This is a genomic window from Pseudomonas sp. NFPP07 (genome assembly GCF_900115645.1).
GTDB lineage: Bacteria > Pseudomonadota > Gammaproteobacteria > Pseudomonadales > Pseudomonadaceae > Aquipseudomonas > Aquipseudomonas chlororaphis.
Genome location: NZ_FOXG01000004.1, coordinates 262,839 through 276,831 on the forward strand (window position 1 = coordinate 262,839; position 13,993 = coordinate 276,831).

The following is a 13,993-nucleotide window of genomic DNA, read 5'->3' on the forward strand; positions in this document are numbered from 1 at the left end:
GATGCAGGCACCACGGTGAATCAGGCACGCCGCCATCGCGAGCAAGCTCGCTCCTACAGGGATTCGCGGATAAATAGCTACTCGCACACAGCGTAAAATGTGTAGGAGCCAGCTTGCTGGCGATCCAGGCGCCGCGGTGGGTCAGGTACTACAAGGTTTCCAGATGCCCGACGATGATCCGCACCGCCTCCGCCGGCGACAACAGCGAACTGTCCAGCGTCAAGCGCTCGCCGCTCCAGGCCTGGTAATCGTGATCGAGCACCGACTGCCAGCTCGGCGGACGCAGGCCGGGCACATCCGCCTCACGGTTTTCCACCCGGCGCCGGTGCTCGGCGAGGTCCGTGCAGACCACCTCGATGTTGAGCAGCGGGCTCTGCTCGGCCTCGGCTATGCCCTGCCAGGCCTGGCGGCTCTCGGCGACCGGATTGACGCAATCGGCCACCACCCGGTTGCCCAGGGCGAGGTTGCTGCGGGCCAGGGCATTGGCGATGTCGTACCCGGCCTTGCCGACTTCCGCCAGCCCGCCGTTGCGCAGTGCCTGCTCGATGTTGTCGATGCGCAGATAGGTGGCCCGCAGATGGCTGGCCAGAGCCCGGGCGATGGTGGTCTTGCCGCTGCCGGGCAGGCCACTGAAGACGATGAGCATAGGCAGAACTCCAAGCCGGGACTGCATTTGGAGGCTGACGGCAACGCCAGCCATGGGGTTGATAACCGCTATGAAACCTGGGTAACGGCCGGACGACCCGGTTTGGCGACGCTCCTGACACGCGGGGCCGGGCTGTCCGGTTCTTCGAGCTGGACGGCGAACCGACTGGCGATCTCCTTGCGCCCCAGGGCGGTCAAGCCCAGCGCCCGGCTGTCCAGGTCCTGGGTCAGCCATTTGCGCCGGATCGCCTCCTGCAACAACGCCGCCCCCAGCGCCCCGCCCAGGTGCGGGCGGCGCATGCTCCAGTCCAGGCACGGGCAGGCAAAGCGCCGGCGCAGGCTGGCCAGAGCTTGCACATCGATGCCCAGCCCAACAAAAAACCCTTCGCCAGCCGGGCTCAGAACGTACTCCTGGGCGCCCTCCAGCGGCTCCTGCAACCAGCCGGCCTCGAGCAGGCGGTCATGCAACTGCACCGCCAGGGTGCCGGCCATATGGTCGTAGCAGGTGCGGGCGAACTGCAGGCGGTCCGGAGTGCGTGGGCTGAACGCGGGCGCGGCGTTGCGGCCGATCACCATCAGCGCTTCCAGGGCCTGGGCCACGCGATTGTCGGCGAGGCTGTAGTAACGGTGGCGGCCCTGCACATGCAGGCGCACCAGGGCCAATTCCTTGAGCTTGCCCAGGTGCGCGCTGGCGGTGGAGGCGCTGACATCGGCGATCGCCGCCAGCTCGGTGCTGGTGCGCGCGTGGCCATCCATCAGCGCGCAGAGCATTTTCGTCCGCGCCGGCTCGGCAATGGCCGCGGCGACCTGGGATACGGCGTTGTCGTGCTGCTGTGCATTCATATTTCGCTCCCGAACGAATCGTGCCCCTCGCAGGTTGCCGATAGTAGCAACACTTCTCCCCCGCGAATAAGGCCGCACGCCATGGACCCGATCACCGCCGTCACCCACGCCGATCCCTACCCTTACTACGCCAGCCTGCGGGCCCGGGGCGGGCTGGCCTTCGACCCCGGACTGGGAATGTGGCTGGCCAGCAGCGCCGCAGCGGTGGCCGCGGTGCTGGCCCAGCCCGAGTGCCGGGTACGTCCCGCCCACGAGCCGGTGCCCCAGGGCATAGTCGGCGGTGCCGCCGGCCAAGTGTTCGGCCTGCTGATGCGGATGAACGACGGCGAACGCCAGCGTTGCCCCCGGGCCGCCATCGAGCCGGGCCTGCAACAGGTGCATGCCGAGGAAGTCAGCCAGCGGGTCGCCGCCCTGCTGCTGGGCCTGCCAAGCGATACCGCGGCCAGGCTGCATGACTGCCAGTTCCACCTGCCGGTGGCGGTGGTCGCCGGGCTGCTGGGCTTTGCCGCGCACACGTTGCCGGCGATTGCCGGGCTGACAGCGGACTTTGTCGCCTGCCTGTCGCCGGCCAGCGACCGGGCACAACGGGATGCCGCCCACCGGGCAGCCGGACAACTGACTCGACGCTTTGAGGTTCTGCTCGATCAGCCGCCCGTCAGCCCGCTGTTGCAACGGATCGTCGCAGGCTTCGGCGCTCGGGACCGCGACAGCCTGATCGCCAACCTGATCGGCCTGTTGTCCCAGACCTTCGAAGCCAGCGCCGGGCTGATCGGCAATACCCTCTGCGCCCTGCTGGGCGATCGCCGGTTGCTCGCGGACCTGCGAGCGGCGCCCACCCGGGTCGCCGACCTGCTGGCCGAAGTGCAGCGCCACGATCCGCCGGTGCAGAACACCCGGCGCTTCGTCACCGCGTCTTGCAGCGTCGCCGGGGTGACGCTGGAACCCGGCGCAGTGGTGCTGGTGCTGCTGGCCTCGGCCAATCGCGACCCGCAGTTGAACCCGCAGCCGGATCGCCTGCTGCTCGAACGCGAGGCGCGGCGCAGTTTCAGCTTTGGCAGCGGTCGCCACCAATGCCCCGGCCAAGAGTTGGCCCTGGCCATCGCCAGCGCGGTGGTCGGTGCGCTGCTGCGGCAATCGACCCTCGACCAGCCCATCGCCTGGACCTACAAGCCCTCGCTCAACGGGCGTATCCCCTTGTTCACTAGCCTGCCGGAGTCGCACTGATGATCGCCGTGATATTCGAAGCCCTGCCCCGCCCGGAACATCGCCAGCGTTACCTGGACCTCGCCGCCGCGCTGAAACCGCTGCTGCTGGAGATCGACGGCTTCATTTCCATCGAACGTTTCCAGAGCCTGAGCGAGCCGGACAAGCTGCTGTCCCTGTCGTTCTGGCGCGACGAGCAAGCGGTGGAAGCCTGGCGCACCCTGGAACGCCATCGCACGGCCCAGGCCCTGGGGCGGACCCAGGTGTTCGCCGACTACCGGCTGCGGGTCGCCGAGGTGGCGCGCGACTACGGGCTGAGCCGGCGCGAGCAGGCGCCGGCGGACAGCCGCCGGGCCCATGCCGGGTAACACTGCTGGGCGCCTATTCGACCAATGAATGGTGCTCAGAAGAGCATCGGGCTTCTGCTAGGGTCTGTACGAAAAGTCGGCGAGCGAAGGTCAGGCAAGGCAAAAACAGGCGAGGAACGGCTGGGGTCGCATTCGACTTTAGGGGCCTAAATGAGCATTCCGATCGGACTCGCGCACGAGCCTGTTTTTAACGCAGCATGGCCTGCGTAGCGCCGAAGGCGCCCAGCGCGCAGCCACTTTTCGTACAGAGCCTAGGGTCAGGCCTGGACCTCGGAGGACAAGATCATGAGCCAGATCACCCAACATGCCCTGAAGCTCAATGGCATCGAATTGCACCTGCATACCGCCGGCCCGCTGGACGGCCCGCCGGTGTGGCTGCTGCATGGGTTTCCCGAGTGCTGGTATTCGTGGCGCCGGCAGGTCGCGCCGCTGACGGCCGCCGGCTACCGGGTGCTGCTCCCGCAGATGCGCGGCTACGGCGACAGCAGCGCCCCCGAGGAGGTGGCGGCCTATGACGTGTTGACCCTGTGCGCCGATATTCAACAAGCGATGGATGCCCTGGGCCAGGAGCAGGCCTGCATCGTCGGTCACGACTGGGGCGCGGTGGTGGCCTGGCACCTGGCGCTGCTGGAGCCGCAACGGGTCAAGGCCCTGGTGACCCTGTCGGTGCCTTTCGCCGGCCGCCCGAAACGCCCGGCAGTGGAGATCATGCGCGAGCTGTTCGCCGAGCGTTTCAACTACATCCTGTACTTCCAGGAACCCGGCGTCGCCGAGCGGGAACTGGACGCCGACATCGACCGCAGCCTGCTGCATTTCATGCACGACTGTGAACGTCTGCTGGATGAAAAAAGCCCGTCGGCCCTGCTGTTCGAGGGCATGCCTGCGCGCCACGCACCGCCCGCCTGGTGCACGCCGGAGGATTTTGCGGTGTACCGGCGCACCTTTGCAGGGCGAGGTTTTCGCGGCGCCTTGAACTGGTACCGCAACTTCGAGCGCAACTGGCAACGGACCGAACACCTGGGCGAATGCCAGGTGAGCCAGCCCACCCTGTTCATGATCGGCGACCGCGACCCGGTGGGCCAGCTGGAAGCCCGCACGCTGGAGCGTATGCCCGGCAAGGTGCCGCGCCTGGAACAGCATCGGCTGGCGGATTGCGGGCACTGGATCCAGAGCGAACAGGCCGCAGAGGTCAATCTGCGATTACTGGATTTTCTTGGGAGAAACTACCCCTGCCCGCCTGCGGTGCAGACAGGGGCCTAGCGTTACAGGCTGCGATATTCGAGGGTGAGGTGCGACAGTTCGTGGACTGGCGCCAGACGTTGGCGAATGGTCTCGGCGCTGACACCGGCGGCCGCCACCACACTGACAATCGCCGCCCGTGCCTGCGGGCCGACCTGCCACACATGCAGGTCGGTGATACGCGTATCGCCGGCGGCCTCCACCGACTGACGAATCTCGCCGGCCAGTTGTTCGTCCGTGGTGTCGAGCAGCACCGCCGCGCTGGACTTCATCAGGCTATACGCCCAACGGGCGATCACCACCGCGCCAACGATGCCCATCACCGGGTCGAGCCAGACCCATCCCAGGTAACGCCCCGCCAGCAACGCAGCGATGGCCAGGACCGAGGTCAGGGCATCGGCCAGCACATGGACATAGGCCGAGCGCAGGTTGTTGTCGTGGTGATGGCCATGCCCGTGTGAGTGCTCGTGCGGATGCTCATGAGCCTGCTGATGAACGTGGCCGTGGCCGTGATGGGCGTGACCGCCGGAAAGCAGCAAGGCACTGACGATGTTCACCAGCAGCCCGGCCACGGCGATCACGGTCGCCTCGGTGAAAGCCACCTGGGTCGGCTGCAACAGCCGCAACAGCGACTCGCCGGCAATGCCGATGGCCACCAGGCCGAGGATCAGCGCCGAAGCGAACCCCGCCAAGTCGCCGACCTTGCCGGTGCCGAAGCTGAAACGCGCATTGTCGGCATTGCGCCGGGCAAAACCGTAGGCCGCCGCCGCGATGCCCAGGGCCCCGGCGTGGGTCGCCATATGGAAACCATCGGCGAGCAAGGCCATGGAACCGGTGAGATAACCGGCGGCGATTTCGCCAATCATCATGACGAAGGTCAGCGCCACCACCCACAGGGTGCGCCGGGCGTTTTCATCGTGGGCGGCACCGAGGAAGTGGTGGTCGTGGGTCAAGCCTGCCGCTGGCAAGGTCGGGCGCATGGTGTGGCCTCCGGTCAGGAATAACGACGAATGGCTTCGAGCAGTTCGTTCACGCCCTTGGCCCGTTCGGCATCGCTGAGTTCAGGATGGGCCACATGCTCCAGGGCATGGGCCTCGATGATTTCCCCCATCAGGCCGTTGATCGCGCCCCGGGTGGCCGCCACCAGGTGCAGGGTCTTGGCGCACTCCGCGCCGGACTCCAGGGCCCGCTCCACGGCCTGCATCTGGCCCTGGATGCGCCGGACCCGTTTGAGCAGATCGTCTTTCTGTGCGTGCGTGTGCGACATACCCATACCCCCTATACCTATATGGCGCTTATCCTGGCCGATGCCACGGGCCCATGCAAGGGCTTGATGACACCGGTCGTCCGCCACTGCCTATCGATCACCCACGGCCCAGCCCCGCCAGGCGAAGCACGGAGACACGATTTCAAAGAGGGATTTACCGAGGAAGGTTGCGCCCAGATCAGGCAGATCTCCTGACCTGGCCGATGGGCGAAATCAATCGTCGCGGGTCAGGACTTCCAGCAACTCGATCTCAAACACCAGGTTGGCATTCGGCGGGATCTTGCCCATCGACCGCTCGCCATAGCCCAGATGCGCCGGCACCAGCAGCTTGCGCTTGCCGCCGACCTGCATGCCCATCAGGCCCTGGTCCCAGCCTTTAATTACCCGCCCGGTGCCGATCACACACTGAAAAGGCTTACCGCGCTCCCAGGAAGAATCGAAGGGCGTGCCGTCTTCCAGGAAACCGCGGTACTGGGTGGTGATCAAGGCGCCCTTGACCACCGCCTTGCCCTCGCCCACTTCGATATCGATCACCTGCAACGAATCGCTCATCCACTCACTCTCTATTGACAGCAGCCGGCAGTGGCCACCGAGGGTGCGGAAAATAACAAATTTTCGCCCTCTCGACCTGTAAGGCATGCTCCTGGAGGGGGCTGAGGCAGAGCACATTATCGATGCCTCCTGGCCCAGCCACCATCTTTCAGATTGTCCCTACAGACCCTCCATAGCCAAATCCAATAGCGTCCCTAAGCCAACTGCAAATGCTCTTCGCTCCCCCCTCTGGCGGGGGCTTCTTTATGGACAATGTGGACGCAAACACGGATGAGTGGCTACGTACCGAACGCCCCGAAGGGCTATCGCAACAAGGGGGTAGAGCCCGTCGATCTGGGCGCTCAACGCTGGGCGCAATACCCGGACCTGCTACCGAAGGCAGAAGCCAAACCCCAGACAGCTGGGTGCACCTTTACCAAGCCCTGCAAGCTCCCTGATGGGGTCATCAACTACGCCAGCTCCGCCATTCCCACCAATGCCATCAGCGAATACGGGCAGCTCGTTTTGCTGGGCGGACGCGAAGCGGATGCAACGGGGAAAATCCCTCTCCAGCAAATCAGTGGTCACGCGTTACCTGCTGCACTTGGAACACTTCTATTAGGTGGAGTGGCTGCTACTGCTGGTACTGCTACAGGGGTTGGCACTGGGGCAGGTGCTGGAATCAGCACGGGTACTGCGGCAACAGGCGCGAGTGCGGGTACCACGTTTTTTACCACGGGTGTTATTGCAGGTGGATTGGCGGGCATAGCCGCGTTGCTCTGGCCATCGAGCTTGGGCGACAGCAGCCTGTACACACCCGAACAGCTCAAAGCGCTCAAGGAAGGCCGCACACGTGTCCGGTTGCACATAGAACAGCAGGCTGACGGCACGCTGAAAGGCTACGGATACAACACTGAGAAGCGCAGCGACTGGGAAATGATCCCTGTTGCCCGGTTCGAGGCTCAGGGCTCTCAGCAGGTGGCCGATTTCGGAGACGGGATCACCCTGACCTGGACACCAGCCATGGACCCGTCCAGTGCTTCGGGGATCCCTCCATTAGAGGCAGCACCACAGGCTCCCCACATCTGGATTTATCCGCCCACCGAACAGGCGGATAGCATCATCGTCAACCCGCTCTACCCGCCTGATTACAAAGACTTCATTCTGGTCTTCCCGCCAGGGTCTGGAATCCAGCCCCTGTACATCGTGTTCAATGTCCAGCTAGAGAAGAACAGGAAACAGGGTAAGGCTTTTGAGGACATGTCTTATGACGAGTACAGCAAGACCAAGCCCGAAAGTGCCCGTGAAGTCACAGTGAAAACCGACAGTGGAGTGCGCACACGTATTGATATGATGGGCAGGAATGCTGATGGCGAAATCTCATGTGTTGAATGCAAATCTTCTGAAATCGCACCATTGACCAAGAACCAGAAAAAGGCTTTCCCGGAAATTGAGAAAACCGGTGCGACCGTTGTAGGCAAAGGTAAACCCGGCTTCCCCGGAGGCACCACTATTCCACCCACCAGAGTCGAAATCATCCGACCTGACCCGGCCCTCTGAGGGAACAGACATGTCCATCGTAGACACGAAAGTCGTAGATATTATTGCAGTGCCAGAGTGGGAACCCGATAACGTGATTCTGGTTATCACGGACCACCTTGAATGGGGTGATAAAACCCAACAAGGTGAACACCTGTTATTGCTGCAAGAGAAGATCAACACTTACATCGCATTCATCGAAAGCGGTGAAATCCTAGAGAGCTATCCACCATCCAAAGACAAAGCCCCCATCATTCGTATCAACGGTCTGTACGAACTACCAGAACAAGGCGAACTCTTCATTGACCGCGTTACCGAGGTGCTGAAAGACGTTGGTATCGGGCTAGAGTTCATCCTTAAAGCGGATGAAAAAATACGCAACATGTGAACAAGGGCCACGCCCAAATGAAAGACAGCGACACCAATGTCAATCGGTTGAAAGAGTGCCAATGGGATCTGGCAAAGCCCTGATCCCCCACTCCTCCCTCAAGACCGCTTGAACAAACTCCAGACAAACGCCACCACCCCACCCACGGTCGCCACCCCCGCCAGCCACCCCACCACCGACAACCCCTGCCAGGCCGGGTCGGCCGCGGCGATCTGCGGGCCGAAGGCGATCAGTAGCGCGCTGATCAGCAGGGCCAGGGACAAGCGGGTGGAGGCCAGGCGCAGGGATTTTTCCAGGCGCTCGATGCCCGGCATATCGAGGCGCAGGTCGACCACGCCGTGTTTCAGGCGGTTGATCAGCAGGCGGGTCAGCTGCGGCAGTTCGACGGCGACGCCACGGCCCAGTTCCAGGCCGTCGAGGCCCAGGCGGCGGGCGAGTTTCCAACTGAACTGCTGCTTGAGCATCTTGCTGATGGCCGGGCGCGCGGTGGCTATCAGGTCCAGTTGCGGGTCGAGCCGGGTGAGTACGCCATCGGCGGTGATCAGCGCCTTGAACAGCACCAGCAGGTCGGCCGGCAACAACAGTTGGTATTCGCGCATCAGGCCGAGGAAGTCCTCGATCATCGCACTCATGTTCAGCGCCTTGCCGCCGTGTCGGCCCATGAATTCCCGGGCGGCCTGTTCGATGGCGGACAGGTCGCGCACCTGCTCGCCGCTCCAGTCGATCAGCACCGCCACCAGCGCTTCGGTACTGCCCTCGGTCATGGCCCGCATAAAGCTCATGACCTCCAGGCGCCGGCGTTCGTCGAGGCGCCCGACCATGCCGAAGTCGATGAAGCCGACCCGATTGTCGTCCATGGCCCGCAGGTTGCCGGGGTGCGGGTCGCCGTGGAACAGGCCGTCCTCCAACAGCATCTTGATGAACGCCTGGGCCCCGCGCTGCGCCAGCAAGCTCGGGTCCAGGCCCTGCTCGATCAGGGCCTGGCGTTCCAGCGGCGTGTGACTGGGCAAAAATTCCTGGACCAGCAGGCGCTCGCTGCTGTGCAGCCAGTGGATACGCGCAATGGCGATCTGCGGATGCTCGGCGAAATTCGCCGCCACGGTGTCGCAGTGCTGCCCCTCCTGGGTGAAGTCCAGTTCTTCGAGCATCGCCCGGGCCAGTTGCCGGACCATCTGCCGTGGCTGGTAATGGGCCAGGGACGCGTTCTCTTCCACCAGCATCGCCACGCCTTCCAGCAATTGCAGGTCGGCGCTCATCTTGCGCCGCAGGCCGGGGCGCTGGACCTTGACCACCACCGCCTCGCCACTGAGCAGGCGCGCACGATAAACCTGAGCGATGGAGGCCGCGGCCAGGGGCTCGCTGTCGAACTCGGCGAACACCTGGTCCAGCTCGCAGCCCAGGTCGTCGCGTACCTGATCTTCCAGCTCGCTCCAGGGCAGGGTCGCGGCGCCGCTGTGCAACGCCTCCAGCTCGCTGATCCAGTGCGGCGGCAGGATGTCGCTGCGGCTGGCAAGGATCTGCCCGAGCTTGATAAAGGTCGGCCCGAGCTTTTCCAGGGCCAGGCGCACCCGCTGTGGCGTCGAGTCTTGTGGCTGCGCTTCACCAGCGGCTGGCGACTCGCCCAGCAGGCGGCCCAGGCCCAGGCGCAGCAAAACGTCCTGGGCACCGAAGGCCGCCAGCACGGCGACAATCTGGTGCACCCGCTTATGGTGTTTGAGTGCCGTCCAGGTGGGTTCGAGCATGGTCGGGATGATCCTTCACAAGGTGACGCCCGCGGCGTGGCTGGCGGGCCCAGGGTTGGGTGGCGCGCCTGCCGGGTAATCCGGGATCGACGACAAGCCATGCAAGGTCCGACCACAACGCCCGGCAATCATTCACAACGCGCTGGCGCCGATTGCGCCTCCTGGTGCGAGGCGCTGCCGAAGAACGCATGCCGACGGCTGCCCATGGCTGCGCCCGCCATGAATTCGGTTACCATGGCGCCCCCCTGAAATCCGCACGTCGATAAGGACATCCGTATGGCTGTTTCAACTATTGTGATTCTGCTCGTTCTGGCCCTGCTGGTGATCTATGTCATCACTGTCTACAACGGCCTGGTGGCCCGCCGGAACCGCTTCAAGAACGCCTTCGCGCAGATCGAAGTCCAGCTCAAGCGCCGTTACGACCTGATCCCCAACCTGGTGGAAACCGCCAAGGCCTACCTCAAGCACGAGCGCGACACCCTCGAAGCCGTGACCGCGGCGCGCAATGCCGCGCTGGCGGGTCTCAAGGCCGTCGCCGCCGAGCCCGGCAATCCGCAGCACATGGCGCAACTGGGCCAGGCCGAAGGCGTACTGTCCAGCGCCATGGGCCGGCTGAACCTGAGCATGGAGGCCTACCCGGACCTCAAGGCGTCGCAGAACATGCAACAGCTGAGCGAAGAGCTGACCAGCACCGAAAACAAAGTGTCCTTTGCCCGCCAGGCGTTCAACGACACGGTGATGGATTACAACAGCTACAAGCAGAGTTTCCCGCCGGTGATCCTGGCCGGCCTGTTCGGCCATGGCGCCGATGCCAGCCTGCTGCAATTCGCCGACAGCGCCCTGATCCAGGAAGCCCCCAAGGTCGCGTTCTAACCCTCTGTCACCCTGGATGGTCCGATGAATTTTTTTGAACACCAGGCCCGGGCCAAGCGGCGTACCGGCACCCTGGTGCTGCTGATGATCCTGGCCGTGCTGTGTCTGGTGACCGTCACCAGCCTGGCGCTGAACCTGCTCTGGCTGCAATTTCTCAAGGAGATGAAGCAGTCGCCGAGCTTCGACTGGCACCTGACCGCGATGATCGCCGCGATGGTGTTCCTGGTGGTGATCGGCAGCAGCATGGGCAAGCACGCCGAACTGAAAGCCGGCGGCAAGGTGGTCGCCAAGCGCCTGGGCGGCCGGCTGATCAACCTGCACCCGGACGGCCTGGAAGAACAACGGCTGCTCAATGTGGTCGAGGAAATGGCCCTGGCCTCGGGCACGCCGGTGCCACAGGTGTACGTGCTGCCCGATGCCGGGATCAATGCCTTCGCCGCCGGCTTCACGCCACAGGAGGCGGTGATCGGGGTCACCCGCGGCGCCATCATGGTGCTCAACCGCGAGGAACTGCAGGCGGTGATCGCCCACGAGTTCAGCCACATCTACAACGGCGACATGCGCCTCAACACCCGGCTGGTGGCGATTGTCCACGGCATCCTGGTCATCGGCCTGACCGGCGAGGCGATGGCCAACGGGGTCAACCAGGCTGGCCGGCTGGCGCAAAACCGGGTCGGCGGGCTGGCCATGTGGAGTGGCCTGGCGCTGATCCTGCTGGGCTCGGTCGGGACTTTTTTCGGCAACCTGATCAAGGGCGCCATCAGCCGCGAGCGCGAGTTCCTCGCCGATGCCTCGGCGGTGCAGTTCACCCGTAACCCAGTGGGCCTGGCCAGCGCGCTGAAAAAAATCGGCGGTTACGCCGCCAGCTCGAAACTCGACAGCGCCTTCAGCGCTGAATACAGCCATCTGTATTTCAGTGAAGGGGCCACCCTCTCCGTCTATGGCCAGTCCGCGACCCATCCGCCCCTCTCGGCGCGGATCCGGCGCCTGGAACCCGGCTGGGACGGCCGCTTGCCCACCATTGAAGCCATCGAACTGCCGGCCGAACCCGCCCGCTCCGGCCTGGACAGCTCCGGGGTGTTCAGCCGCCAGTCGCAAGCGACCAGCGCCCTGGTGTTCGACCTGAATGCGATCAAGCAGTCGATTGCCAGCATCGGCAGCCCGAACGCGCAACATCTGCTGGCGGCCCAGGCAACGCTGGTCAGCCTCGACCCGGCGCTCCAGCGCAGCGCCCACAGCACCACCGGCGCCCAGGCGCTGGTCTATGGCCTGCTGCTGTCCGCCAACGACTCGATGCGCCGCCGACAACTCGCGCAGCTGGACGCCAACAGCCCCACCGAGGTCTTCGGTTGCCTGCAAGCCCTGCAAAAACAACTGGCGGCCCTCGACCCGAACCTGCGCCTGCCGCTGCTGGACCTGTCGATACCGGCCCTGCAACAGCTGGACAAGAAAGCCTGCAAGTCATTCATGGACAACCTGCGGCAACTGATCGACGCCGACGATCAGGTCGAGCTGCTGGAGTGGACGCTGCTGCGCATCGTGCAACGCAATGTCGAAGGCCTGCCGGCGCCCGAGTACAAATGGGGGCTGTTCCAGCGCAGCGAAGAACTGGCGGTCCTGCTCGGCGCCCTGGCCAGTGCCGGGCAAAAGACCGCGCAGCAGGCCCAGCTGGCCCTGGCCCATGCCTGGAGCGGCCTGCCCTTCGCCCAGCCGCAACCGGCGGAGGTCGACCTCGAACACCTGGATGCCGCCCTGGTACGCCTGCGCCAGTTGATGCCCGAGGAACGGCCGACGCTGCTGCAGGCCATGGCCCGCTGCGTCTGCTACGACGGCCTGGTCACCGTGGCCGAAGCCGAGCTGATGCGCGCCGTGGCCGATGTGCTGGATTGCCCGATGCCGCCGCTGCTACCCCCGGCAGTCGCCGAGCCCGCGCCTTCCCAGGCATCGGCCAGCGCCCCCCAGGCCGCCACGCTCTGAGTACCGGTCAACCACTCCCGCCCAGCGCCAGCCTGGGCAGGCACCGCCCTCCTTACCAGAGCGCGACCTCGTAGGTGAAATAGAGGCGATTGCTGTCGCGCCCCCGGGCGAAGTCGGAGCGGTACACATAGTTGCGCAGCTTCACCCCCAGGCCCTTGAAGCGGCCTTGCTGCACCACATAGGCCAGTTCGGCATCGCGTTCCCATTCCTTGATCGCCGTGTTCGAGCGGCCATCGCTGCCGCTCAGGTAGCGGGTGGAAAACGCCAGCCCCGGCACCCCGAGGGCGGCGAAGTTGTAGCCGTAGCCGAGCATCCAGGTTTTCTCGTCCTCCTCGATGAACTTGCCAATGCCCACGTTGCTGAACGAGTACACCGTGGCGCCGCTGATATAAGGCAAGCCGGCATCACCGCTGAGCACCTGATAGCCGCCACTCAGGGTATGGCCGGCCACGGCATAGGACAGCAGGCCGCTGAGCATATCGTTGTCGATGTTGCCGCCGTAGGCCGAACCGCTGTCGCTGCTGTGGAAGTAACGCAGGTCACTGGTCAGCACGCCGGCGCCCAGCTTCAGGTCGTGCTGGAGACCGGCGAAGTGCTGCCGGTAGAAGTGCTCGAGTTCGCCGTAGAAGTAGCTCAGGCGCAGGTTTTTGCCGAGCTTGTAGTCGCCCCCGGCATAGGTGAAATCCCCGGACTTGTCGCCGGCATAACCGTCCGCAACGATCGGCACGCTGTCGCTGGAATCGCGCAGCTTGAAGCGATCCAGCCGGCCGGCGGTGAGCGTCAGGTTGTCGATGTCGCTGCTGGTGAGCTGCGTGCCCTGGTAGGTCTGCGGCAGCAGCCGCGCGTCGTTGTAGATCAGCACCGGGTTCCTCGGCAGCAAGGTGCCATGCTTGAGCGTGGTCCCGGCCAGCCTGGCCTTGGCCGTGACACCGGCACTGGCGAACGCGTCGGCGGCACGACCGTCGTCATGCACCGGCAGCAGGCCGGTACCGCTGCGGCCCCGCCCCGAGTCGAGTTTGACCCCGACCAGGGCCAGCCCGTCGATACCCAGGCCGAGGGTGCCGGGGGTGAAACCCGACTGGAAATCCAGCAGCAGGCCCTGGGCCCACTCCGTGCGCTCGCTCTTGGCCGTGCGTGCCGCCCGGGCGCTCAGGCCATGCTCGTCACGGAAGTTCTCATTGAAGTAGACATTGCGCAGTTGCAGCTTGAGCGTGCTGTCGTCGCCAAAGCCTGCTGCGCCGACGGTTGTCAGCGGCAACAGGGCGACCAGAGGAAACCACGCCCCAGGGGTGATCGAACGGCTCATATCGGACTACTCATTGTTGTTATTCGAGTTGTTGTTTTTTTAAGGTGCAGCTATTCGAGGTGCCGTTATTCA

General features: G+C 64.5%; 14 protein-coding genes. 7 read left to right on the top strand and 7 right to left on the bottom strand.

The genetic code is table 11. The features are described from left to right. Positions 1-148: 148 nt before the first annotated feature. Both BM019_RS12370 and BM019_RS12375 read right to left on the bottom strand, forming a co-directional pair. A complete protein-coding gene (locus BM019_RS12370) occupies positions 149-646 on the bottom strand; it encodes a P-loop nucleotide/nucleoside kinase family protein (protein ID WP_092418414.1) in 498 nt (165 codons plus the stop codon). 68 nt (positions 647-714) lie between these two features. After that, a complete protein-coding gene (locus BM019_RS12375) occupies positions 715-1,488 on the bottom strand; it encodes an ArsR/SmtB family transcription factor (protein ID WP_092418415.1) in 774 nt (257 codons plus the stop codon). 81 nt (positions 1,489-1,569) lie between these two features. Between BM019_RS12375 and BM019_RS12380 the strand changes: the two genes are divergently transcribed. The 3 genes from BM019_RS12380 (at position 1,570) to BM019_RS12390 (ending at position 4,319) form a co-directional block, all read left to right on the top strand. Then, entirely contained in the window at positions 1,570-2,712 is a 1,143-nt protein-coding gene (locus tag BM019_RS12380) for a cytochrome P450 (RefSeq protein WP_092418416.1), read from the top strand. Further along, positions 2,712-3,059, top strand: a complete 348-nt coding sequence (locus tag BM019_RS12385) for an antibiotic biosynthesis monooxygenase family protein (RefSeq protein ID WP_092418417.1) — start codon at positions 2,712-2,714, stop codon at positions 3,057-3,059. Before BM019_RS12380 ends, BM019_RS12385 begins: the two co-directional genes overlap by 1 nt. 285 nt (positions 3,060-3,344) lie before the next feature. After that, entirely contained in the window at positions 3,345-4,319 is a 975-nt protein-coding gene (locus BM019_RS12390; protein ID WP_092418418.1) for an alpha/beta fold hydrolase, read from the top strand. A 2-nt stretch (positions 4,320-4,321) separates the two neighbouring features. Here BM019_RS12390 and dmeF read toward each other — a convergent pair whose 3' ends face one another. The 3 genes from dmeF to BM019_RS12405 form a co-directional block, all read right to left on the bottom strand. Beyond that, on the bottom strand, positions 4,322-5,278 hold the full coding sequence (gene dmeF / locus BM019_RS12395) for a CDF family Co(II)/Ni(II) efflux transporter DmeF (RefSeq protein WP_092418419.1): 957 nt from the start codon (positions 5,276-5,278) through the stop codon (positions 4,322-4,324). 14 nt (positions 5,279-5,292) lie between these two features. Further along, the gene (locus BM019_RS12400; protein WP_053260665.1) at positions 5,293-5,565 is read right to left on the bottom strand and encodes a metal/formaldehyde-sensitive transcriptional repressor; all 273 of its coding nucleotides are present in this window, start codon (positions 5,563-5,565) and stop codon (positions 5,293-5,295) included. A 213-nt stretch (positions 5,566-5,778) separates the two neighbouring features. Continuing rightward, positions 5,779-6,117, bottom strand: coding sequence for an FKBP-type peptidyl-prolyl cis-trans isomerase (locus BM019_RS12405; protein ID WP_062825438.1), 339 nt, complete (start codon positions 6,115-6,117; stop codon positions 5,779-5,781). 270 nt (positions 6,118-6,387) lie between these two features. On the opposite strand from BM019_RS12405, the gene BM019_RS12410 reads away from it, so the two are divergent. Together BM019_RS12410 and BM019_RS12415 are read left to right on the top strand one after the other, a co-directional pair. After that, entirely contained in the window at positions 6,388-7,656 is a 1,269-nt protein-coding gene (locus BM019_RS12410; protein WP_175510638.1) for an S-type pyocin domain-containing protein, read from the top strand. Between the two features lie 10 nt (positions 7,657-7,666). After that, on the top strand, positions 7,667-8,023 hold the full coding sequence (locus BM019_RS12415; protein ID WP_009043303.1) for a DUF6572 domain-containing protein: 357 nt from the start codon (positions 7,667-7,669) through the stop codon (positions 8,021-8,023). Positions 8,024-8,121: 98 nt separating this feature from the next. Here the strand turns inward: BM019_RS12415 and BM019_RS12420 are convergent, their stop codons facing one another. Then, positions 8,122-9,765 (bottom strand): ABC1 kinase family protein, encoded by a 1,644-nt coding sequence (locus BM019_RS12420; RefSeq protein WP_092418421.1) that lies wholly within the window; start codon positions 9,763-9,765, stop codon positions 8,122-8,124. A gap of 276 nt (positions 9,766-10,041) precedes the next feature. On the opposite strand from BM019_RS12420, the gene BM019_RS12425 reads away from it, so the two are divergent. Both BM019_RS12425 and BM019_RS12430 read left to right on the top strand, forming a co-directional pair. After that, positions 10,042-10,638 carry a LemA family protein gene (locus BM019_RS12425; protein ID WP_007925037.1) on the top strand — a complete coding sequence of 199 codons (597 nt, stop codon included), beginning with the start codon at positions 10,042-10,044 and terminating at the stop codon, positions 10,636-10,638. Between the two features lie 24 nt (positions 10,639-10,662). Then, on the top strand, positions 10,663-12,615 hold the full coding sequence (locus BM019_RS12430; RefSeq protein WP_092418422.1) for a M48 family metallopeptidase: 1,953 nt from the start codon (positions 10,663-10,665) through the stop codon (positions 12,613-12,615). 52 nt (positions 12,616-12,667) lie between these two features. Here BM019_RS12430 and BM019_RS12435 read toward each other — a convergent pair whose 3' ends face one another. Continuing rightward, positions 12,668-13,921, bottom strand: a complete 1,254-nt coding sequence (locus tag BM019_RS12435) for an OprD family porin (protein ID WP_092418423.1) — start codon at positions 13,919-13,921, stop codon at positions 12,668-12,670. Positions 13,922-13,993: the final 72 nt, after the last annotated feature.